This window comes from Coprococcus aceti, from assembly GCF_025567285.1.
In the GTDB taxonomy this organism is placed as follows: Bacteria; Bacillota; Clostridia; order Lachnospirales; family Lachnospiraceae; genus Coprococcus; species Coprococcus aceti.
In genome coordinates this window covers 28,615-52,987 of sequence record NZ_JAOQJT010000007.1, presented here as the reverse complement: position 1 = coordinate 52,987, position 24,373 = coordinate 28,615, and the positions used below count along the sequence as shown (strand labels likewise).

Sequence of the window (24,373 nt, the reverse complement as noted above, 5' to 3'; positions counted from 1 at the left end):
GCACAAAAGAAACGGTTAATCCTTATCCGTCTCTTTTGTGCCTTCTATAAATTATAATCTTTTTATATGTCTTTCTGTCTTTCGTTACTGTCCGTCAGTTGTATCTGTTCCATCGCCTGTATACGAACTGTCGGTCGTGTCTGTTCCGTCACCTGTATACGTATTGTCGATGGTGCCTGTTCCATCATCCGTATACGTGTTGTCGGTCGTATCCGTTCCATCACCTGTATACGAGCTGTCGGTTGTATCTGTTCCGTCACCTGTGTCCGTGCTGTCGGTCGTACCTGTTTCGTCACCTGTGCTTGATCTGTCGGTTGTATCTGTTCCGTCGCCCGTGTTCGTGCTGGCTGTACTTGCAGAATTCTTCTTTTCAAGTCCCGCCTGTATGGCATCTTCATCCGCATAATCACACGCAACCGTGTAGTATACGGAGTTCGGACAGTTCTCAACAAGCTGGTTAAATACCAGTGTGGCATTGTTATCATCAGAAAGCTTCAGATAACACATCGCCTTGTAGAACAGTGCCACATCGCTGTTAGGTGTATCCTGAAGGACTCTGTTCAGATCATCTATGGCAGCCTCATATGTCATGGTCTCGTACTTATAGATCGCTGACTGTACCCTTGCCTTATTGTCATCCGACAGAACCTGTGAAGCGTAATCGCCATACTTATCTATCTGTGTCTGAAGGTTTTTCGCCTCAGTCTCAGCATTTGTGAGCTTGGTGGTCATGCTGTCCACCTGTGACTGGAGCTCCGATATGGCCACGTTCTTATCCGCTATCTCCTGACTGAATGTAACCTTCAGGTCTCTCTCTGAATTGTCAGCTGCCTTATCCCTGTGCGGGATGATGAGCGTCCACATGGCCGCAAGTCCCAGAACAACTCCCGCTATGATATAAGCGATGGAATATTTGTAGAAATTGATGTCCTTGTATCTTCCAACCGGAATCGGATCCCCATCAAAATCCACCTCGCTGTTGCCGGCTATGAGCTTCTTCTGGTCATCCACGAACAGAGAATCCACATCGTAGTCCTCCTGCGGATAATCCCTGAAGTTCATGATCTCCTCATCAGTGTGGCCCATCTCATTGAAATATCTGACCGCCACTGGATTTGTCCTGTCTATCTTGATGACACGCTTGAGTGCCTTGCGAGCCTTGTCATATCTTCCCTCGTCGATGAACAGAAGTGCAAGGAGCAGGTACCCCTGTATAAATCTGCTGTTGTCGGAAAGTACCTTTCTGAGCTGTATAAAGGCAAGATCCTTGCTGCCCTGCTTCGCATATACCAGCGCCTGATTATACTTTCTGGTTACATTGTTCACCGCCTCCAGCCTGTGTGGGTTGGATTTTATCTCCTTGATGTATCTCTTGGCGACATTCTTGCCGTCAAAATAATTCACGCTCACTACCCAGTGGCTGAGCGCCTGAACTATCTCTCCGGTCTCATAGTACACCAGTCCAAGAAGGTTCCGGGCATCTATATTCATCTTGTCATACTTCAGAGACAGCTTGAGCGCCTCCTCCGCACCTGACATATCCCTGACCCTCGCCTTATCAAGCCCTATGTTGTAATAGTACTTTGACGAGTTGAGAGCCTTGTTCACGTAATCTATCTTCAGTCCGCACCTGGTACAGTAGCCTGTGACGGCTATCGCTCCACCGCAGTGCTTACAATTCAGTACATCTGCCATATCTTAATCTCCCGACCAATCTGTGTTCTTTACTTCTCTGCTTCCTTTGCAACCCTCATCATCTCCTGCATGACATCCATGATGTCCTTGAGATCATTGTTGTATATTGCATCCTCTGCCTGGTCAAGTTCAAGTGCCGGCTTAAACCTCTTTATCTCTTCATCAAAATTGATCATGTCTGTTCCTCCATCTCTTGACACCGCCCACCAGATACAGGGAACCAACGCAGTATATGTTGGTATTCTCTCTGTCTCCTCTGAGCTCCACTGCCATATCCATGGCATCGTCAATCTCATCGCTGACCATGACCGGAGTATCCGTACACGCCGAGAATATCTCCGCCAGCTTTGCGGAATCCGCCTTTCTGCTGCTGTCAACGCTTGTGACTATTATCCTGCCAAACGTAATATTTCCGGCAAGCAAATGTATCATGGAGTCATACTCCTTATCCTTCACCGCCGCAAATACCAGTATCTTGTCATATTCCCCATGAAGCCTGTTCATGGTCTCTATATATGCATTTACAGCCTCCACATTGTGGGCACCATCCACATATATATGAGGAGCTATCTCCTCCATCCTGCCCTCCCAGTAGAACTGCAGGAGTGCATTCCTCACGGTCTTCTCTATATCCTGTTCCGGTACATTCCGCCTCTCCATGAGCATCCTGAATGCTGTCACGGCAAGGCTGACATTCTCCACCTGGTACAGTGATGTCTTCTGTATCTGTAAATTGCAATAACTATAATACCGATTATGCAATGAAAAATCAATGGTTTTGTTCCCCAAATGATTTATTATATAATCTGATTTTTCGACCGGAATTATGTCCGCTCCACGCTCTTTGGCAGTATCTTCTATGACCCGCGCAGCCGCCTCATCCCGCCTGAAATATATCACCGGAACACCCGGCTTGATGATGCCTGCCTTCTCATAAGCTATCTTCTCTATCGTGTCGCCAAGATACTCCATGTGATCCATTCCCACCGACGTGATGATCGTAAGCTCCGGCGTCAGGACATTTGTCGCATCCAGTCTTCCGCCCATTCCTGTCTCGTATACGGCAAAGTCACACTTCTGCTGTCTGAAATACACCGCCGCCATGGCAAACATGACCTCGAAGAACGAAGGGTGCTCCATGAACTGCCCCTTTACGGTCTCAAATGCCGACACAAAATCGTCATCGGATATATTTGTACCATTTATCTGTATTCTCTCGTTTATGGACACGAGATGGGGTGATATGAACAATCCCACTCTGTATCCCCGGGCTGCAAGCATCTGCGCCAGAGCGCGGCATGTGCTGCCCTTGCCGTTGGTTCCCGCCACATGTATCGCAGGAACAGCCTTCTCAGGGTTCCCCAAACGGCACAAAAGACTGGAAAGGTTCTCCTTGCCAATCTTCTGTGCAAAAAGCGGAATACCCAATATATAATCCACAGTCTCTCTGTAATCCGCCATTATGATTCTCCTATCCGTCCGTGCGTGCTGCTCAGACCCAATTATCTATTGTCAACTTTCTCAGGGTAGAGGTCGTGGTTTGCCAGACGGTTCCAGGCAACCTCCTCCCACTTTGTTCCCGGTCTGCCGTAATTGCAGTACGGGTCTATGGAGATTCCTCCCCTCGGTGTGAACTTGCCCCACACCTCGATGTACTTTGGATCCATCAGTTTTATGAGGTCCTTCATGATGATGTTCATACAGTCCTCATGGAAGTCTCCGTGATTTCTGAAGCTGAACAGATACAGTTTCAGCGACTTGCTCTCCACCATCTTCTCGCCCGGCACATATGATATGTACACCGTTGCGAAGTCAGGCTGTCCGGTGATCGGACAGAGGCTTGTGAACTCAGGACAGTTGAACTTTACAAAGTAGTCGTTGTCCGGATGCTTGTTGTCAAATGTCTGGAGCATCTCAGGTGCATAGTCCATGCTGTACTTTACGTCTTTATTTCCAAGGAGGGTCACCCCCTCCATCTCTTCTTTACTTCTTCCCATTATGGTCTCCTATATTACTTTTATGATTCATGCTTATTCTGCTATATGATCACGCTGTATTACTGCTCCTGCAGTGCTTCTGTCACAGACTTGATGAGTAGCTTAACAGCCTCGTCACAGTGCTCCTTCTTAACGATAAGTGGAGGTGCGATCCTTATGATGCTGTCTCTTACCGCTGTTATGAGGAGCTTGTTCTCAAACGCTCTGTGCTTTACTTCAAATGCGATAGGCTTGTTGAACTCAACGCCTATAAGAAGACCACGTCCTCTGATCTCCTTGACACAAGGAAGTGCCTTGAGTTCCTCCATGAAGTATGCTCCTACTTCCTTTGCATTCTCGTAGAGCTTGTTATCCAGTATCTCATCTATCTCTGCAAGCGCCGCTGCACAGCACACAGGGTTGGCTGCGTATGTTGAACCGTGGGCACCAGGTGTAAATGCTGCTGCTATCTTGGTGCTTGTACACATCGCGCCTATAGGCATACCGCCCCCGATGGCCTTTGCCATGGATACCATGTCAGGCTTTACGCCATATGTCATATATGCCATGATGTCTCCGGTTCTTCCCCATCCGGTCTGAACCTCGTCGAACATGAGGAGCATGTTCTTCTCATCACAGAACTCACGAAGTCCTTTAAGGAACTCAGGGTCTGCAGGGTATACACCACCCTCGCCCTGTACAGGCTCTACCATGATTCCTATGGTGTTCTCATCGCATTTGCTCTTGAAGTCCTCAAGGTTGTTATACTCTGCATATGTGAATCCCGGAAGGAGTGGTGCAAATCCCTTGTGGCAGGCCGAATCAGGCTGGCCTGTTGCCGACAGTGCACCGTATGTTCTTCCGTGGAAGCTGTTCTTCGCTGTCACGATCTTATATCTGTCCGGTCCGTAATTGTCCACGCCGTACTTTCTAGCCATCTTGATCATGGCTTCATTTGCCTCTGTTCCTGAGTTCTGGAACACGATCTTCTCCATGCCTATGGTGTCACACACCTTCTTTGCAAGGAGGATCATTGGAAGTGTATATGCATAGTTTGATGCATGTATTACATTTGCCGCCTGGTCAGCTATGGCCTTTGCAACCTTCTTGTTGGCATTTCCCGCGCTGCTTACCGCTATTCCTGCGAAGAAGTCGAGGTATCTGTCGCCGTTCTCAGCGTACACATACATGCCATCGCCCTTCTCCTCTATGAATTCCCATCTTCTGGACTGCTCTGCCAGATATGTATCTACTATCTCTAAAAGTTCTTCTCTTGTATAACCTGATTCACTAACCTTCATCTTTCTCTCCTTTTGTATACTCTCCGGTATATCTGCAAATATCCGCCCATATTATAACAGGCATTCCGCATACATTATATACACAAAGCCCGCCACTGGCAAGCGTTCGTGAAATATAACAGATAAATGCTTTAACCACCGTTAAAAAGGACTGTACCGTGAGGTATACCTCAAAGCACAGCCCTTTTATATTTATGCATTTCTCTGTATTATCTTGCAAACTGGGAATTGTACAGATTCGTGTAGAAGCCGCCCTTTGCAAGCAGTGTCTCGTGATTTCCCTGTTCGATGATGTGCCCGTCCTTCATGACTAGGATGACATCTGACTCCTTGATGGTTGACAGTCTGTGTGCAACCACGAAGCTTGTTCTGCCCTTCATCATCTTGGCAAATGCTCTCTGTATCCTTATCTCAGTTCTTGTATCTATGGATGATGTTGCCTCATCCAGTATGAGCATAGGTGGAAGATCAAGCATAACCCTTGTGATACATAGGAGCTGCTTCTGTCCCTGTGACAGATTGCCTCCATCCTCTGTTATATATGTGTTATAGCCATCAGGAAGTCTCTTGATAAAGCTGTGTGCATGTGACTGCTTTGCAGCCTCGACGATCTCCTCATCCGTTGCGTCCGGTCTTCCGTATGCTATATTGTCCCTTATCGTGCCACTCTTAAGCCAGGTCTCCTGAAGTACCATTCCGTAATTGCCGCGGAGGCTCTTTCTTGTGACCTCTCTTATGTCATATCCATCCACGGATATGCTTCCGGCATCCACATCGTAGAATCTCATGAGCAGGTTGATGACTGTACTCTTACCACAGCCTGTAGGTCCCACTATTGCTATCCTCTGTCCGTTCTTCACGTTCAGATTGAGGTTCTTGATGAGCTCCACATCTTTGTTGTATGAGAAGTCAACATTCTTAAGGTCCACCTCACCGTGAACGTCTGTGAGCTCGTGTGCGCCATCAGGCTCTGCAGCCTCTGGGTCCTCGTCTATAAGCTCAAACACTCTGGCAGCGGATGCCAGCGCGTTCTGAAGCTCTGTGACAACGCCTGATATCTCATTGAACGGCTTTGTATACTGATTTGCATAGCTCAGGAAACTTGTGAGCTGTCCAACTGATATAAAGCCCTTTATAGCTGTTATGGCACCTATGATTCCAACGCCTGTGTACACAAGGCTGTTGACAAATCTTGTACTAGGATTTGTTATCGATGAGAAGAATGTAGCCTGAAGTCCTGCCACATTAAGTCTTCCATTGACCTCCTGGAATCTGTCGCAGGTCTCATCCTCCATGGAGAATGCTGTGACTACCTTCTGGTTCTCAACCATCTCATTTACAAGGGATGTGAGCTCCCCCTTGATCTCAGCCTGCTTCCTGAACATACTGTATGTTCTCTTTGCTATGAATGACGCAACAAAGAGTGATACCGGAGTGATACATACGACCACAATGGCTATGATCCAGTTGATCGACAGCATGAAGCACAGTGTTCCTACTATAGTCATAACTCCTGTGAATAGCTGTGTAAATCCCATCAGAAGTCCGTCTGAGAACTGGTCTACGTCAGCTATGATCCTGCTGACTATGTCTCCGTGTGTATGTGAATCCACATATGAGAGCGGCAGGCTGCCAAGCTTCTCATATGCCTTTGTTCTTACATCATTAACCACCCTGTATGTGATCATGTTGTTGAGCACGTTCATGACCCACTGTGCAACAGCCGTTATAACGACCACAATCACAAGCTTTGCAAGCATTCCCTTAAGTCCTGTAAAATCTACTTTTCCCGGTCCAACGACCCTGTCAACTGCATGTCCCATGATGATAGGTGCATACAGTGTGAGCACGACCGATATGGCTGCACATATGAGAGACAGAACCACGAGGAACCTGTATCTCTTGATATACTTCAGTATTCTGAGTATCGTCTTTTTATTTACTGATTTATTCCCTTTATCTTTACTCATGAGACAGTTCCTCCTCCGAAAGCTGTGACTGACATATCTCCCTGTATATCTCACAGTTAGAAAGCAGCTGCCGATGGGTTCCTATCCCAGCTATCTGACCATCATCCATGACGATGATCTTATCCGAATTCATGATGGTCGACGCTCTCTGTGACACAAGGAATACAGTCATGCCCTTTGTCTTCTCCCTGATCGCTTTTCTGAGAGCCGCATCAGTTGCAAAATCTAGCGCCGATGCGCTGTCATCCAGTATCAGTATCTCAGGCTTTCTGACGACCGCTCTGGCTATGGTAAGCCTCTGCTTCTGTCCACCCGACAGGTTCTTGCCCCCCTGGGTGATCTTGAAGTATATTCCATTCTCCTTGCCGTCTACAAACTCCTTGGCCTGGGCTATCTCAAGCGCCTCGTCTATCTCTGCTTCAGTCGCATCCTGCTTGCCCCACCTGATATTGTCTGCTATTGTTCCGGCAAACAATACAGCCTTCTGCGGTACCACTCCGACCTTATGCCTGAGCTCGTCCAGGGTGTAGTCCTTTACGTCAACTCCGTCTATGCACACGCTTCCCTGGCTGGCATCGTAAAATCTTGGGATCATGTTTACAAGAGAACTCTTTCCTGAACCCGTACCGCCTATGATTCCCACAGTCTCGCCCGGTGCCACGTCAAATGTTATATCTGACAGGGAATCTGCTCCGGCCCCAGCATATCTGAGATTTGCATCCCTGAAGCTTACCTTTACAGCATTTGCCGGTGATCCTGCTGCCTTGCCTGATCCATCCGTTATGGATGGCTGCTGATCCATGACCGCATTTATTCTCTTTGCGCAGGCAACAGCCTTGGTGATCGTCACGATAAGGTTTGCGAGCTTGATGAGCTCGACGAGTATCTGTGACATATAGTTGACAAGTGCGACGACCTTTCCCTGTGTGATGATTCCCGCATCTGTCTGTCCCGCTGCGATCCAGATTATAGCTGCGGTTGAGAGATTGATTATCACATAAGTAACAGGATTCATGAACGCTGATATACGTCCTGCAAGGAGCTGGAACTTCATCAGGTCATCCGTGGACTTGTCAAACTCCTCAAATTCCTTGTCCTGTCTGTTAAAGGCTCTGATAACTCTCGCGCCCTCAAGCCCCTCACGGGTGAGCAGTGTGACTCTGTCCAGTCTGTTCTGCACCTTCTTGAACAGAGGTATGCTGAGTGCCATAACACCGAACACAACAATTGAAAGTGCCGGTATGGTCACCACAAATGTCATGGCCGACTTCACGTCGATGGTGAATGACATGATCATGGCACCGAACACTATGAACGGCGAACGGAGGAACAGTCTGAGCACCATGTTGACTCCTGTCTGTACCTGGTTCGTGTCACTGGTCATTCTCGTGAGCAGTGTGGATGTTCCTATGCTGTCGATCTCTGTGTATGAAAGTGATGTAATATGCCTGAACAGATCATTTCGAAGTGCTGTTCCAAATCCTGTAGCAGCCTTTGCCGAAAAATACTGGGCGGTGATAGAACACACCAGACCGATAATTCCCAAAAGTATCATGACGAGACACATCTTCACAACGTAGCTTATGTCACGCCCTGCTATACCGACATCGATTACATTTGCCATGACGATCGGGATAAGCAATTCAAATGTTGCCTCCAACATCTTAAAAAGCGGGGCAAGTATGGACTCTTTCTTATAGCCCTTAAGATATCTAAGTATTCCCTTCATCTCTTCTCCTAACAATACTCATTCCGTATATAACAGACACAGATACCATCCATGTCGTCATTACTCAAATAGAACTTCCACACCATATATAAGGTGCGGAAGTTCTATTTCAAGCTATGCTGCAATGGCGCTGATTATCTGAGTAATTGTCTGTTACCAATGTTATCATATCCCTTGCAATTATATATCAGTCCTCATCGTCCTCTTCCGGAAGATTTGCATTGTGATATACTGCCTGAACGTCATCGTCCTCCTCAAGCATATCTATAATCCTTGTGAACTTCTTGACAACCTCAGGATCGTCTATATCAACATAGTTCTGAGGTATCATTGTGAGCTCAGCCTCAGCCATCTTTATGCCTTCCTTCTCAAGGCTCTCTCTTACCTGCGAGAAATCCTCAGGTGCTGTGATGATCTCGTAGCTGTCATCCTCGTCTGAGAAATCCTCAGCTCCTGCATCCAGTGCCATCATCATGAGGTCGTCTGCATCTATATCACAGTCTTCCTTTGCAATGATGATCTGTCCCTTGTGATCAAACATATATGATACACAGCCTGTTGTACCTACGTTACCGCCACCCTTTGTGAAGCAGTTACGCACATTGGCTGCTGTTCTGTTCTTATTGTCCGTAAGAGTGTCTACTATGATGGCGGTACCGTTAGGACCGTAGCCTTCATATGTATTCACTACATAGTTTACTGAGTTTGCATCTCCTGCCGCTCTCTCGATACCACGCTTGATAGTATCGTTAGGCATGTTGTTTGCCTTTGCCTTGGCGATTACATCACGAAGCTTACTGTTGTTCTCAGGATTTGCTCCGCCTTCCTTTACTGCTACCACGATCTCCTTACCAATGATTGTGAAGATCTTACCCTTTGCTGCATCGTTCTTTTCCTTCTTGTGCTTGATGTTCGCAAATTTTGAATGTCCTGACATCGTTAATTCTCCTCTTTCTCTTGATTACTAGTTACGTATATTAACACTATTGCGGTGTTTTTTCAACCTTTGTGATCTTTACCTCATCGATCATGTTGTTATTCACCGACAGGGAAGTGAATCTGTAGTTCTGATACACTATCTCTATCTCCTCATCCGCATATGGAAGTCTCCCCAGCTCATACAGCAGAAATCCGTTCAGCGTCTGGAAGTCCTCGTCCGGGAATTCTATCCCCAGAACGTCACTCAGCTCATCCAGTTCAGCCTTACCACTGACTATGTACATATCGCCACGCTTCTTGATATCCTCGCTGGCGTCATCGTACTCGTCAAGTATGTTGCCGACTATCTCTTCCAGAATATCCTCCATGGTCACGATTCCCTCTGTCTGACCATACTCATCCACAACTATGACCATATGTATCTTTGCTGTCTGCATCCTGCGGAACAATTTTGCTATGTTGTACGTAGGATGTACAAATGTAGCCTCAACCATGATCTCAGCCAGTGATTTCGTCTTATCGCGCAGATATTCCTTCACAAAATCCTTGAAATAGATTATTCCAACTATGTTGTCAAGATCACCGTCATACACCGGATATCTTGAATAGTTATTCTCTATCATTATCTCCATGACTTCGTCCAGATCAGAGTTCTTGTCTATAGCCATGACGTTCAATCTGGCCGTCATCACATCTCTGCTCTCCTTGTCAGTGAACTCAAATATGTTTGTAATAAACTGGGCCTCAGAGTCCTCTATAAGTCCCTGCTCATTTCCCTCGTTCACCATGGATATGATCTCTTCTTCTACCTTTTCCTCTTCTGATTTTTTGTTAAAAATCTTCATATAATAGTCTGTATCACCTCATATATTATTTTATGCCAGTTCAAGACTTATCTTCAGAGCTTCATCAACGCGCCTCAGCACATCAGCGTCAACGTGACACACCTTTTCTTTCAGGCGCTGTTTGTCTATAGTCCTGAGCTGTTCCAACAATATGACGGAATCCTTCGCTATATCACAGCTTGAAGAATCAAGCATGATATGTGTTGGAAGTTTTGGCCTCTTCATCTTGCTGGTTATCGCAGCTATTATGACCGTGGAACTGTGTCTGTTCCCAGCCTCATTCTGAACTACTATAACAGGTCGTATGCCTCCCTGCTCCGATCCAACCACCGGTCTTAGATCCGCGTAATAAATATCCCCACGTCTGATCACCAATTCTGTTCACCCCACAAATACTTTCATTGAATGTGGCTATATACTTATATAGTATGTATTCCACTCTAAAAAAAGTATTGCCCATGACAGTACCGGTTATTCGTTAATCCAGAAGATAGTTTACCTGTCCAAGCTCTCTGCCGTCCCTTATGTATGTTCTCGGAACTCGTCTTGATATGTTACATACCAGCTCGTAATTAAAGCTGTTGGCAGGCGCTGCCACCTCCTCGACAGTTACCTCTCTGTCTCCATCCTGTCCGATGAGAGTTACGTCATCTCTTACTTTTACACCATCAATGTGGCTCACGTCAACCATGAACTGATCCATGCACACCCTTCCGATGATCGGAGCATACTCTCCATGGATGATAACTCTGCCTATATTGGACTGTGCTCTTGGGTATCCATCGGCATATCCTGCCGACACCGTCGCAACCTTTATATCATGATCCGCTATATAGGACCATCCATATCCTATACCTGTTCCGGCTTTTACGTCCTTCACAAATATAACCTTGGACATAAGTCTCATAGCAGGTTTCAAAGCCGCTATATTCTTATCTACCTCATCTGATGGATAAAGTCCGTATGTGACTATTCCCGATCTGACCATATCAAAATCCGAATTGTCCATCTCCATGATACCCGCACTGTTAGATATATGCCTTACAGGTATGTGTATTCCAAGTGCCTCAAGCTGGCTGTTTATCCACCTGAACTTCTCAAGCTGACCATTTGCAGCGGTCTTGTCGAGTTCATCAGCCTTTGCGTAATGGGTAAATATCCCCTCTATCTCTATGCCCGGCATCTGACTGATCTTTTCTATGTTCTTCACGCCATCTTCATCACATGTGAATCCGATTCTTCCCATGCCTGTATCGACCTTGATATGGATCTTTGCCTTTGTATTCATGCTCACCGCCAGATCCGAGAGCTTCTGTGCATCGTCCACCTCATACATGGCAGGTCTAACATCATATCTGAGAATCAGTTCGTAATCCGAGGGATCTGTGTAGCCCAGTATCAATATGGGCTTATCTATATTTGCTCTTCTGAGCTCCAAAGCCTCATCGATGAATGCCACTGCAAAGAAATCCACCAGATCATCAAGTGCCTCTGCCACCTCGACAGCGCCGTGTCCATAGGCGTCTGCCTTTATGACCGCCAGCATCTTCTTATCACCGTCTATAAGCCTCTTCATAGCCGTGATATTATCCCTTATATTGTCAAGATTTATCACAGCCTGCACTCTGTTAAAGTTACTGTTGTCCATCATGTTCTGCTCCTTTTATAACCTCCGATATAGCGCTCACTATATCCCTGGCTATCATTGCATTTCTTCCTCTGTGCTCTGCCGCCATATCTCCTGCCAACCCATGTATATATACTCCCAGCTTAGCAGCCTCATACGCACCAAGTCCGGTGCAGACAAGCCCAGCTATTATCCCGGCAAGCACATCCCCTGCCCCCGCAGTTGACATACCGTTATTACCGGATGTGTTTATATACACATCCCTGCCGTCACTTACGCATGTTCTGGCATCTTTCAGCGCACTTACAACATTATACTCCATCGAAAAGTCTTTGCACACCTCTAATATATTCTTTTTTATATCCGGTATGGCGACGCCTGTAAGTCTTGACATCTCTCCTATATGTGGTGTTACGATCACCGGTCCTCTGTGTCTTCCAAGAATATCGGGCTTTTCGGATATTATGTTCAAGGCATCCGCATCCGCGATCACGGTCTGCACGGCCTCGCACATAATATATTCCACCATGCTCCTTGCCGCATCGCCTTTTCCTATACCAGGACCGATCAGTATGGCATCCGACCACTCCATGGCATCCCTTGCACACTGCTCCGCTTCATCTTTGTTGCTATAGCACATAAGCACTGCCTCAGGAATTCTTACTCCTGCTATCTCCTTGTTGTCGATATGTGTGTATATCTTCACAAGCCCTGTTCCCATCCTGTATGCAGCCTCCGCCGCAAATGTCATGGCACCAGACATGTCTCTACTTCCAGCTATCACCGCAAGCTTTCCATATGTTCCCTTATTTGATGAATCACTCCGTCCCGGAAGCATGCACAGATCGTCTCTGTTGTAGGAATATGCCACCGGGTGTACTCTGTCCACTTCAGCCTGTGCAAATCCTATGTCTCTCACAACGACCTCTCCGCTTATCTCGCAGCCGGGATAAAATATCAGCCCTCTTTTATTCAGTCCAAATGTGACCGTCATACCTGCCTTGAATGCACATCCCATGATCTGCCCCGTGCTGGCATCCACACCTGACGGGGTATCTATGGCAACCTTAAAGCCGCCAAGTCCGTTCATCGTCTCTATGGTCTCTCTCCATATTCCCGCCACATCACGCTTGAGTCCGACGCCAAATATTCCGTCCACAACCACATCGTAATCACTGTCAATGATGTGATCAGTCACCTGTATGCCGATTTTTTTCGCTATTTCAAGCTGATATGAAAAGCTGTCGCTTACTCTCGATATTCCATTTATATAACAGACATGGACAATATCTCCCTGCTGGTACAGGAGTCTCGCAAGAGCCAGTCCGTCCCCGCCGTTATTGCCGCCTTCAACAACCACAAGGCACTTTAATTTTCTGTCCGCGTTTATAGACTTCAGTCTGGAATTTATCTCCTCCAGCACGGTGATCGCAGCTCTCTCCATAAGCAGGATCCCTGGCACACCCTTTTCCTCTATGGTCAGCCTGTCTATCTCCTGCATCTCTGTTCGGTCTGCAACATAAAACATATTTCTGCCTCCTTATTGAAGAAAACGGATAATTTCTCTCGAAATTACCCGTTTTATACTTACCTATAAAAATCTTCCGATCTCTTCCTTATCTCTTCTTGAGGAAATCAGGAATCTTGATACTCTCTGTCTTTGGTCTTGACACATGTGCCGGCTCAACTGGTGTTGATGTTACAGGTGTCTGCTGTGCTGGTGTCACAGGTGCTGTGTATGCTGGCTTTGCTGCCGGAGCAGTCTCAGTTGTCTGACCGCCGAGGAACGATGGTCTTGTGCTTGTCTGAGTGCTGTGTGTCCCAAGGCTCTGGCCTGCATATGTAGCAGTCTTTGGCTCTGCAGCAGGTGTTGTTGTAACTGCTGGCTTAGGTGTGGTCATTGTTCCCATAGGAGATGCAGTACCTGCATATCTTGCGGTGACATCGCTCTCGCCTGATCTCTCAAGACCTGTAGCAATGATCGTGATGCTTATATCCTCACCCATGTTGTCATTGTCAACTGTACCGAAGATGATGTTGACTCCATCTCCAGCCTGCTCTGTAAGATATGTAACAGCATCATAAGCCTCAACGATACCAATGTTACCTGAGAAGTTTACGATGATATCTGTTGCACCTGAAACGGTTGTCTCAAGAAGTGGTGAATCCATAGCCTCCTTGATGGCGTCAACAGCCTTGTTCTCTCCGCTTGCTGAACCTATACCGATATGAGCGATACCCTTATCTCTCATAACTGTCTGTATATCTGCAAAGTCAAGGTTGATAAGACCCGGCTTATTGATAAGGTCTGTAACACCCTGAACACCCTGCTGAAGTACCTGATCTGCCTTCTTCAGCGCATCAGGAATACTTGTTCTCTTATCACAGATCTGAAGGAGCTTGTCGTTAGGGATAACAATAAGTGTATCCACATTCTCCTTAAGTCTCTCTATACCTTCGATCGCGTTTCTCATACGAGGCTTACCCTCAAAACCAAATGGCTTTGTGACAACTCCGACTGTGAGGATACCAAGGTTACGTGCCATCTCTGCAACGACAGGGGCAGCGCCTGTTCCTGTTCCACCACCCATACCACATGTTACGAATACCATGTTGGCGTCCTTGATGATGTCTACGATCTCTTCTCTATTCTCCTCTACAGCGCTGGCACCGATCTCAGGCTTTGCACCAGCACCAAGACCCTTGGTAAGTTTCTCACCTATCTGGATCTTTGTTGTAGCTCTGCTGAGTGAAAGAGCCTGCTTATCTGTATTGATAGCGATAAGTTCCACTCCCTCAACATTCTCATCGATCATTCTGTTAACAGCATTGTTACCTGCACCGCCGACACCAATTACAAGAATCCTTGCCGGTGTTCTCTCGTCATTTGATTTTATCTCAAGCACGGTTGCATCCTCCTTATATACTTATTCTTTATCCATCAATCATTGTCATCTGCTCAAAAGCTGACCGTTTTATCGCATTAGTACCTATATAATACGATTTTTTATATCATTACGCAAGAAATTTTTTATTTATTTTCTTTAAAGATAACGTTCCTCTGCGATTCACTGTAATTCGACATATCAAGAGTTCCATTTTTACCCTTCACGCTCTCAAGTATGCTCTCAAGATTCATGAATTTCGTCTCCAGGTTTTCACCGTCGCCGATCCTGATCTTTATTCCATCCTTGTGAAGTATGAGATTCTGATCTGTGTCATAAGTAATCTTGTCTATCTGTATTCCGCTCTTGTAAATGAGCTGTGTCATAGTCAGTATCTCCTGGAAGAATCCCGAATCGCCGACATCAAGTTTCTTTCCCTGCTCCACGCTGTCACTTGTAAGTCCCTCTATACAAGGAACATCATCAAGCTTTGCATCGGATATCTCGAGCACGATACCGTCGCCATCAAAATATGCATACTGATCGTTGTACTTTATGCAGCCCGCCATGGCCTTCTCGTACACCGTGATCTCTACTGAATTCCTGTTCACATATGTGACGTCTATCTTATCTATAAAGGTTACATCCTGGGCAGGATTCAGTCTGCTCTCAAGTATAAACAGCAGCGTATTGCCATAATCCTTACCGCCGGTCACGATATCGACCATCTGTTGGTCAGTGTAGTGATCAGTTCCGGTCACTTTTATGGACTTCAATTTATAACATGTACGTATGTATACAAACGCTATAGCACACAGCACCACCAGAATAAGAAGTATCTTGAGAACTATCTTGAATATCCTTGCCGCCTTCTCACGTCTCGCCTTTCTTCTGGCAAGTTTCTCCGCCTGCAGCTTCTTCTTTCTCTCTATCTCCTCCGGGGTAAGCTTTCTGCGCTCTTTTTTGCGTTTTTTCTTGTTCTTCTTTTTTGCAGCAACCGCCTGATCTTGCTTACGCCTGCGTCTCTCCTCGGATCTGCGTTTTTCTGCATCCTCTCTGCGCATCCGGTCATCCGGTCTGCGACGCTCTCCATCCTGTCTCCTGCGCACCTGCTCATCAGATCTGCGACGCTCTCCATCCTGTCTCCTGCGCACCTGCTCATCAGATCTGCGGTGCTCTCCATCTGGTCTCCTGCGCACCTGTTCGTCAGATCTGCGGCGCTCTCCGTCTGGTCTTCTGCGCACCCGCTCGTCAGATCTGCGACGCTCTGCGTCTGGTCTTCTGCGCGCCTGTTCGCCTGTTCTGCGGTGCTCCCCATCAGGCCTTCTTCGTGTCTGCTCATCCGTCCTGCGGCGCATATCTCCGTCTGCTCTCCGCTGTCCATTGCGGCTGTCTGTCTGCTGTCTTCTCTTATCAACCGGAACCTTGACCCTTCCGTCGAGGCGTTTTCCGGTCATGACATCCACATAGCCGCTTTCACGTCTGGTCTGCGCAACATCAACATTTCTGCTCATTCTATTTTTATTAACATTTCGTCTATTGTTGTTTTCCATTCAAATCTTCCTTTAAAGGATCTGTCATATGTCTGTTTCGTCATACGAAATTCCTCTGGATACGGACATCACTATCCCCATCTCCATCAGAATGAAAATTATCGAACTTCCGCCATAACTGACAAATGGCATCGGCACACCTGTCGGCGGAATGGTATTCGTGACAACACTCACATTTATCAGCAGTTGGACCGCCACATGTGCCATCACTCCCGCTGTGAGCATGCTTCCAAATCTGTCTCTGGCATTCATGGCCGTCACAGCCATCCGCCTAAGTAATATAAGAAAAATGATAAGTATAAATGCCGCTCCGACAATTCCGAGCTCCTCACACACGACTGAGAATATCATATCATTATGTGACTCCGGAATAAACCCCATCTTTTGGACACTTCTCCCAAAGCCCACTCCAAACAGTCCACCGGAACCAACGGCATATAACGACTGAACCGTCTGATAGCCATCTGCGTAATTTTCAGGATCAAGCCATATCTTGACTCTGTTCGCCCTGTAGCCTGCGAACATTATGAAAAGCACACTCCCGACAACACCAAATATACCGATCAGAACAAAATGTCTGACCCTGGGGCTTCCCACAAACAATATTACAAAAAGGATTGCAAAACAGATTATAGCCGTGCTGAGATTCTCCACACCGATCAGGACTATGGTGATCACGGGCAGGATCATTACCTTTATAAGGCAGCCCGGTCTGCACAGATTTTTGCTCTCCACGGCAGCCCTCGCCGAGGTGTAGATTATGATCGCCGTCTTGGCATATTCTGATGGCTGAAATCCTATAGGTCCAATATATATCCATCTTGCTGACCCATGGCTGGCCGTTCCTATTATCAGCACCACCACCTGAAGAACAAGTGATGACAGCAAAATGACCGCAGACAGCCTGAGCAGCCGCCTGTAGTCATATCTTGACACTATGTACATGGCGAAGACCGCCAGCAACATATAAAGTGCCTGTCTTTTAAAAAAGTACATCTGATCTCCGTACAGGTCGTACGCCCTGTAACTGCTCGTACTGTATATCATGGCAAGCCCAAATATCAGAATCATCCCCAGCGCCAGGAGCATGGTCACATCCACATATCCTCCCGGACACCGTCTTCGTGCATCTCTCACTCTATCTTCTGAAACCTCAGGACCTCCATGCAATCAGATCACTCCTTATAGCTTCTTACATACTCCTTGAACATATCGCCTCTCTGCTCGTAGTTGTCAAACTGTCCCCAGCTTGCACATGCAGGTGAGAGAAGCACCGCATCTCCGTCAACCGCATTCTCATGGCAATATGCTACCGCATCCTGAAGATTCTCCTCAAATATAATTGAGTTAAATCCATGTCTCTTGGCACAGTCAGCTATCTTCTGCGCAGTCTGGCCTATGAGAACGAGCCACTTTACCTTGCCGTCAAACGCCTCTATCCACTCGTCGTACTCAGAACCCTTGTCATAGCCTCCACCTATGAGGAATGTAGGAGCCACCATGGCCTGTATTCCCTTTATGGCTGCATCAGGGTTTGTTCCCTTTGAATCATTGTAGTATGCGACACCATCGATGGTGTCAACATATTCTATTCTATGAGCAACAGCCTTGAATGATGTTGCAACATCTCTGATAACATCAACAGGGACTCCCATATAATATGATATTCCAACTGCTGCCAGAACATTCTCAACATTGTGAGCTCCCATGAGCTTAAGATCCTTAATGGCAAGTACATTGATCTTCTTATCGCCATCCTCGAGGATGATATCCCCATCCTCTACATATACTCCACCGGCCGGCTTCTCCAGTCTGCTGAAATATACTACATGGCAATGATCCTTTGCCTTCTCTCCCATGGCGCGTGTATGCTCATCATCATAGTTGAGGACTGTCACATCATCCATGGTCTGATTCTTTGTTATTGAAAACTTTACATTTCCATAATTCTCAAATGTATAGTGCCTGTTCAGATGATCCGGAGTCAGGTTGAGTATTGCACTGACATTCGGATGAAAATCTATAACCGTCTCAAGCTGGAAACTGCTTATCTCTGCAACTGTATCTGAATCATCGTCTGTTGTGTCGCACAGCTCTGTGTAAGGTATTCCAATATTTCCCACAACGATGGTCTTGGCATTGTGTGCCTTGACTATCTCTCCCACAAGGGCTGTAGTTGTAGTCTTGCCGTTTGTTCCTGTTATGGCTGCTATCTTACCCTTACCATAATGGTATGCCAGCTCTATCTCACTCCAGATAGGTATTCCCGCATTTCTCACCACATCTGTAAATGGCGCATCAACAGGGATTCCCGGACTGATGACCATGAGCTGTGATGATGAGAGGGCATCCTCTCCAAGCTCACCGAGTTCTATCTGAACAAGCTCTGAATCGCCTGTCTTCTCCTTTATCGCCTCTATATCTCTGTCCTTGTTCTCATCGAACAGATAAACCTTTACTCCATGATTTACCAGAAGCTTGGTTGCACTGATTCCACTCTTTCCTGTTCCTGCTACTATCGCTGTATTGATCTCCATATCATTTCACCATGGTGCACCACTGCACCATTTTCTCCTTTCTACATTACAGAGCCAGTAAACCTACCACACAGAGGACTGCAGTCACTATAGAAAATATAGCAACGACCTTTGACTCAGGCCATCCCCCGAGCTCAAAATGATGATGTATAGGTGCCATTCTGAACACTCTCTTGCCTGTAAGCTTGAATGAAACAACCTGTATTATAACTGATAATACTTCAATGAAGTATATGAAAGCTATTATAACTATGAATATAGGCATCTTGAGCATATACGCTGTTGATGCAACAAATCCACCGAGTGCCAGAGAACCTGTGTCTCCCATGAATACCTTTGCAGGGTACACATTGTACACAAGGAAGCCAAGAAGACATCCAACCGCTGCGCAGGCAACCGGAGCAACACCTGAGTCTGTTCCCACTGCTACAACCGCAAAGAATGTGGCTATGAGAACCGTGACTGATGACGCAAGTCCGTCAAGTCCATCTGTGAAGTTCGCACCATTAACTGTTCCAAGCACGATGAAGAACAACAGTATCACATAGAGTGTGCTGTTGAGCTGAACCGTCTTGCCAAGGAATGGTATTATAAGCTCATTGTTGATATCTGAATACTTCTCTACATAATATGCAAATACTCCCGTAACGACAATCTGTCCGAGCATCTTCTGCCATGCGTGAAGTCCCATTGATCTCTTCATAACAACTTTGATGTAATCATCGATAAATCCGATAAGTCCAAATCCAAGTGTCACAAAAAGCACCGGAAGGACATCCGGATATTTCTTCATATAGATAAGCGTCGTGATCGTAAGTGACAGAAGGATTATAAGTCCACCCATGGTTGGTGTTCCGGCCTTCTTCAAATGTGCCTGTGGGCCGTCATCCCTGACAAACTGACCGAACTTGAGCTTCTTCAGGAACGGTATAACTATAGGGCACAGCACCACGCTGATACAGAATGCTATCACTACCGGTAAAACAATCTTTAAATCTAAATTCATTTTGTACTCCTTACCTGCCCGCACACCGCGGACTATGTATTTCTTAAACTGTTTTCAGACTGAGATAAATTTAATACTCATTTGTGGCTTTGTCAATTCCCAAATAGGGAAGAATATTCAAAAAAATATCTCTCACAACAGGGGCCGCTATGGTTCCTCCATAATATGTGCCCTCGGGCTCATCTATTAGCACGACCGTCAGGACTTGAGGATCATCCGCCGGCGCAAATCCTATAAAAGAAGATATGTATCTGCCTGTTCCTCTGGGAAGTTTCTCACTCGTGGCGGTCTTTCCGCCTATCCTGCAGCCCTCTATGGCACACTTTGATCCGCCGCCCTCGGCAACGACTGCCTCAAGCATCTCCCGCATCTTCTGTGATGTCTCCTCATCTATAACCTGTCTCTGCTCGTCAAATTCAATGGCTGTAATAGTTTCTTTACTGCTGTCTATTATCCTTTTTCCCAAATGTGGAGTTACCGTATGCCCTCCATTCACAACCGTGCACACTGCAGATATGAACTGTATCGGAGTCACCTGGAATGACTGTCCAAACGACATGGTGGCAAGCTCTACCGGCCCGACATTTTCCTTCTTATGCATGATGGAGTTTGCCTCTCCGGGAAGGTCTATTCCGCTCTGACTGAACAATCCCAGCTTGTGATAATACTCGTACATGCCATCCACACCTGTTCTCTCTCCTATCTCCATAAACGCCGGATTGCAGGAATTCATGAGCGCCTCCTTAAGGCTCTGGCTTCCATGGCCCGTGGTCTTGCTACACCTTATCCTTCTGTCCTCAACTATCTTATATCCCGGGCAGAAAAAGTTTGAGCTGCTGTCGACCGCTCCCTTCTCGAGTGCTGCCGTCAGTGTTATTATCTTGGCGGTTGATCCCGGCTCATATGTGTCGCTTATCAGATAATTTCTCCACATATTGTTCAGCTCATCCATATTGCCGGCTGTAGGCAGCAACATGGATGTCCCGGATGCGCTGTTATTCCTCTCTGCATCTTCCCCTGTGTCTGTCTCTTCATCGTTCTCTGGCTTAACCAGTTTGAACGGTTCGTTCAGGTTGTATTCCGGCACATCCACCATGGCATATATCTCGCCATTTTGGGGATTGATCGTTATTGCACACACCCTGTTTGCTTTTTTCTCGATCTGGACTTTCTCTGCAGCCTGTGTCACATATCTCTGTATATTGAAATCCAGTGTTGTCACGAGATCATTTCCGGGAATGGGCTCTGTCCTGGTTTCTGAATATTCCGCAAGCTCTATTCCCCTTGCATCCGTGACCGCATTTATGCTTCCATTTGTCCCTGTGAGCACACTGTCATATGTCACCTCAAGGCCCAGTATTCCCTGATTGTCAGCACCGGTGAAGCCTATAACCTTCGATGCAAGGGTATCATATGGATAGCTGCGCTTGTAATCCTCGTCCACCTTGATCCCCGGAACAGCAGCCGCCTTGATCTTTTTTCCGGTCTCCTTGTCTACATTTGACGCTATGAGCTCCCTTGAGGATACCTTCTCCACCTTCTTCCTGATGTCTGCCGGATCCTTATCCAGATATCTTGTAAGAAGCTCTGTGACCTCCGCCTCATCCTCTATCTGGCTGTGTATCACGGATATTGAACACACCGCCTTGTTGTCCGCTATGATATTGCCATTTCTGTCGTATATCCTTCCCCTGGGAGCTTTTATGCTTCTCTCCCTCTCATGCAGGGAATCTGCTTTCTCACTATAATATTCTCCCCTGTAGAGCATTATGTATGCAAGACGGCCAACTATAACTCCCAGCGCTAGGGCCGCCATAACGAACACAAACTTTATCCTCCGCCTGTTATAACTGTATACCTTCAACTCTTGATCCCGGACTTTTTTATTATCATATTAGCCGGATGCCTCATGTATTCGCCTATTCGTGTACAAATCTATCTCTGCATTAAAAAAGCACCGGAGGTGTATCTGCACCTTCGATGCTTTGGTTTACTGTGTAAATTATCATTCGCCGGAATAGTCCTCGTCACCGCTCCACGTATCCGTGCCGTCGCCTGTTCCGCTGTCATCCTCCCATGTATCGTCCGCCGTATAACTGTCGTCTGCCGTATCGTCATACGATGTGTCATCCGCCGATGTGTCGTCGGTCGATGTATCTTCCGCTGATGTATCTTCCGCTGATGTGTCCTCAGCAGCCGCATCCTCTGTTGCCGCCTCTGTATCTGCAGTCTCTGTATCCGTGTCAAATGCTGATGAGAGCGGCTCCTCCGTTCCGTCATAAGCCACATCATCTCCGTTTGTTGAGTATACATTCAGGTATGGAAGGAGATCCTGCATAACCTGATTGAACAGCTTTGCTCCTGCTCCTGATCCTGACTGATCCTCAACATGAGGCTCATCAACTACAACGTAAAGCATTATCTGAGGATTCTCAACAGGGGTAAATCCTATGAATGACAGTACGTATTTTCCATTTCCTCGAGGAAGCTTCTCGGCTGTACCTGTCTTACCACCGATGGTGTAGCCCTCTATTCCAGCCGCATATCCTGTACCTTCCTCAACAACCGCCTGGAGGTATGTCTTCATGTAATCCGACACTTCCTTGGATATGGTCTTTCTGACAAGCACCGGATCCATATTCTCAACCACATTTCCGTCTGAATCCAGAAGTCTCTTGACAACATGTGGCACATAATAATTTCCGCCGTTTATTACAGAACAGAATCCCGCTGCCATCTGGATCATAGATGTTGTAACACCCTGTCCAAATGAAGATGTCGCAAGCTCTGTAGGATTAAGATTCTCCACATCGTACTTAATACCTGTCGTCTCACCTTCGAGATCTATTCCTGTCTTGGAACCAATGTTAAATATCATCTGATATTTGTCAAATGTCTCTGGTCCCTCCTTGTCCGCTATCTGCATCAACGCATCATTACATGAAACAGCCAGAGCTCTCTTGACGTCAACCATTCCGTGTCCTGCTCTGTAACTACAGTAAATAGGGCTCTCTCCCTCGACTACGACCTGTGAACCATCACAGAGAAATTCATCTCCGTCTGAGATCACTCCATCCTCCATGGCTCCCGCTATGGTAAATGCCTTGTATGTTGAACCCGGCTCAAACACATCACTTATACAGTAATTCTGCCATACATAGTTGAGTGCCTCATATAACTGGTCTGATGTAAATCCATCTATCGTGCTCTGGAACTCTTCATCCGACATCTTTGAGAAATCGTATTCCACTTCCTCAGTCTTTACATTCTTCTGTTCGGTGGTCGCTTCTGTGGATGATTCTGTGGTAGTGCCATCCTCGCTGCTCTCCGTTGTTGCTGTTGTATTTTTCTTTGCACTCTCAACGCTTATCAGGCTGTCCGCATTCTCATCTGCACCCTCGATCTCAACCTCCTGGGTGACGGTGACTGTCATGTTCCTGAGCGCCTGTGTGTTCATCGGGTCATTTGGATCGTAGGTACGTGAGCTTGCCATTCCAAGTATCTCGCCATTGTTTGGATCCATTGCTATGATACCTATCTGCTTAGCACCTGTATTCTGCATATACTCAGTGATGTTGTCCTCTATGATCTTCTGTATATTCATATCTATGGTGGATACTACTGTCTCACCATTCTGGGCTGCCACAGTCTCCGAGTCAACGCCGCCTGAGCCCGACATATATCTGTAAGTCTTGCCATCCACACCGTTTAAGTAGTCATTATAATAGCCCTCAATACCACCCTGTCCAACATTTCCGCTGGCGGTGTATCCGAGCAGGTGACACGCCAGAGATCCATTTGGGTAATTTCTCTTATACACCGTCTCGAATCTCACTCCTATGACATCTGCGCCCTCATCGGTCTTACAGTAATCCTCAAATGCCTTAACCTTTGTATATGGAAGATCCTTGAGGACTACCTCATAATAAGAATCCTCATTTGCAATGTGCTTGTCAAAATCGTCTCCTGACACATCGAAATACTCCAGCACCGCAGCTCTTGTTGCCGCCTTTCCCTTCTCCGTGATCAGAATATTCACAGGCTCAAGTATCAGGCTGTAGGTCTTCTCACTGTTTGCAAGGACATTTCCATTTCTGTCCAGTATCTCGCCTCTCTCATACGGAATATCCGTGGAATTGTAGTCCATCTGCAGAACCACCGCCTCCGAATACTCCTTTCCATTTGCCACGTTGATGTACACAACTCTTATGGTAAGTGCCACCAGAACTCCCACCACCAGCAAATATGCGATCTTGGTCTTTCTTCTCATCCCTTTTAAAAATAGCTTTGATCTCTTTGACATTTTATCT

General features: G+C 46.6%; 19 protein-coding genes. All 19 read right to left on the bottom strand.

The window, feature by feature from the left end; genetic code table 11:
* Positions 1-84 precede the first annotated feature (84 nt).
* The gene (locus tag OCV54_RS10330) at positions 85-1,695 is read right to left on the bottom strand and encodes a tetratricopeptide repeat protein (RefSeq protein ID WP_015533155.1); all 1,611 of its coding nucleotides are present in this window, start codon (positions 1,693-1,695) and stop codon (positions 85-87) included.
* A gap of 29 nt (positions 1,696-1,724) precedes the next feature.
* Complete coding sequence (locus OCV54_RS10325) at positions 1,725-1,871, bottom strand: hypothetical protein (protein ID WP_015533156.1); 147 nt, start codon at positions 1,869-1,871, stop codon at positions 1,725-1,727.
* A complete protein-coding gene (locus tag OCV54_RS10320; protein ID WP_015533157.1) occupies positions 1,858-3,156 on the bottom strand; it encodes a bifunctional folylpolyglutamate synthase/dihydrofolate synthase in 1,299 nt (432 codons plus the stop codon). Before OCV54_RS10320 ends, OCV54_RS10325 begins: the two co-directional genes overlap by 14 nt.
* Before the next feature lie 41 nt (positions 3,157-3,197).
* Complete coding sequence (gene queF / locus OCV54_RS10315) at positions 3,198-3,692, bottom strand: preQ(1) synthase (RefSeq protein WP_015533158.1); 495 nt, start codon at positions 3,690-3,692, stop codon at positions 3,198-3,200.
* 59 nt (positions 3,693-3,751) lie between these two features.
* The gene (locus OCV54_RS10310; RefSeq protein WP_015533159.1) at positions 3,752-4,972 is read right to left on the bottom strand and encodes an aspartate aminotransferase family protein; all 1,221 of its coding nucleotides are present in this window, start codon (positions 4,970-4,972) and stop codon (positions 3,752-3,754) included.
* 209 nt (positions 4,973-5,181) lie between these two features.
* Positions 5,182-6,942 (bottom strand): ABC transporter ATP-binding protein, encoded by a 1,761-nt coding sequence (locus tag OCV54_RS10305; protein ID WP_055223909.1) that lies wholly within the window; start codon positions 6,940-6,942, stop codon positions 5,182-5,184.
* Positions 6,935-8,671 carry an ABC transporter ATP-binding protein gene (locus tag OCV54_RS10300; protein WP_022217218.1) on the bottom strand — a complete coding sequence of 579 codons (1,737 nt, stop codon included), beginning with the start codon at positions 8,669-8,671 and terminating at the stop codon, positions 6,935-6,937. The genes OCV54_RS10305 and OCV54_RS10300 overlap by 8 nt, the downstream gene beginning before the upstream one ends.
* A gap of 187 nt (positions 8,672-8,858) precedes the next feature.
* Positions 8,859-9,608 (bottom strand): YebC/PmpR family DNA-binding transcriptional regulator, encoded by a 750-nt coding sequence (locus OCV54_RS10295; RefSeq protein WP_015533161.1) that lies wholly within the window; start codon positions 9,606-9,608, stop codon positions 8,859-8,861.
* A gap of 46 nt (positions 9,609-9,654) precedes the next feature.
* Positions 9,655-10,455 carry a hemolysin family protein gene (locus OCV54_RS10290; RefSeq protein WP_015533162.1) on the bottom strand — a complete coding sequence of 267 codons (801 nt, stop codon included), beginning with the start codon at positions 10,453-10,455 and terminating at the stop codon, positions 9,655-9,657.
* A 30-nt stretch (positions 10,456-10,485) separates the two neighbouring features.
* On the bottom strand, positions 10,486-10,830 hold the full coding sequence (locus tag OCV54_RS10285) for a type II toxin-antitoxin system PemK/MazF family toxin (protein WP_055144003.1): 345 nt from the start codon (positions 10,828-10,830) through the stop codon (positions 10,486-10,488).
* 103 nt (positions 10,831-10,933) lie between these two features.
* A complete protein-coding gene (alr, locus tag OCV54_RS10280; protein ID WP_242849635.1) occupies positions 10,934-12,106 on the bottom strand; it encodes an alanine racemase in 1,173 nt (390 codons plus the stop codon).
* A complete protein-coding gene (locus OCV54_RS10275) occupies positions 12,090-13,610 on the bottom strand; it encodes a bifunctional ADP-dependent NAD(P)H-hydrate dehydratase/NAD(P)H-hydrate epimerase (RefSeq protein ID WP_055223907.1) in 1,521 nt (506 codons plus the stop codon). Before OCV54_RS10275 ends, alr begins: the two co-directional genes overlap by 17 nt.
* Before the next feature lie 88 nt (positions 13,611-13,698).
* The gene (ftsZ, locus tag OCV54_RS10270; RefSeq protein WP_022217215.1) at positions 13,699-14,988 is read right to left on the bottom strand and encodes a cell division protein FtsZ; all 1,290 of its coding nucleotides are present in this window, start codon (positions 14,986-14,988) and stop codon (positions 13,699-13,701) included.
* Positions 14,989-15,113: 125 nt separating this feature from the next.
* Positions 15,114-16,520, bottom strand: a complete 1,407-nt coding sequence (locus OCV54_RS10265) for a cell division protein FtsQ/DivIB (RefSeq protein WP_055223905.1) — start codon at positions 16,518-16,520, stop codon at positions 15,114-15,116.
* A gap of 24 nt (positions 16,521-16,544) precedes the next feature.
* The gene (locus tag OCV54_RS10260) at positions 16,545-17,657 is read right to left on the bottom strand and encodes an FtsW/RodA/SpoVE family cell cycle protein (RefSeq protein ID WP_262563320.1); all 1,113 of its coding nucleotides are present in this window, start codon (positions 17,655-17,657) and stop codon (positions 16,545-16,547) included.
* Between the two features lie 38 nt (positions 17,658-17,695).
* Positions 17,696-19,057 carry a UDP-N-acetylmuramoyl-L-alanine--D-glutamate ligase gene (gene murD / locus OCV54_RS10255; protein ID WP_055223901.1) on the bottom strand — a complete coding sequence of 454 codons (1,362 nt, stop codon included), beginning with the start codon at positions 19,055-19,057 and terminating at the stop codon, positions 17,696-17,698.
* A 46-nt stretch (positions 19,058-19,103) separates the two neighbouring features.
* On the bottom strand, positions 19,104-20,063 hold the full coding sequence (mraY, locus tag OCV54_RS10250; protein WP_022217211.1) for a phospho-N-acetylmuramoyl-pentapeptide-transferase: 960 nt from the start codon (positions 20,061-20,063) through the stop codon (positions 19,104-19,106).
* Between the two features lie 70 nt (positions 20,064-20,133).
* Positions 20,134-21,879 (bottom strand): peptidoglycan D,D-transpeptidase FtsI family protein, encoded by a 1,746-nt coding sequence (locus tag OCV54_RS10245; protein WP_055223975.1) that lies wholly within the window; start codon positions 21,877-21,879, stop codon positions 20,134-20,136.
* A 189-nt stretch (positions 21,880-22,068) separates the two neighbouring features.
* Positions 22,069-24,366, bottom strand: coding sequence for a peptidoglycan D,D-transpeptidase FtsI family protein (locus tag OCV54_RS10240; protein WP_022217209.1), 2,298 nt, complete (start codon positions 24,364-24,366; stop codon positions 22,069-22,071).
* Between the last annotated feature and the right edge of the window lie 7 nt (positions 24,367-24,373).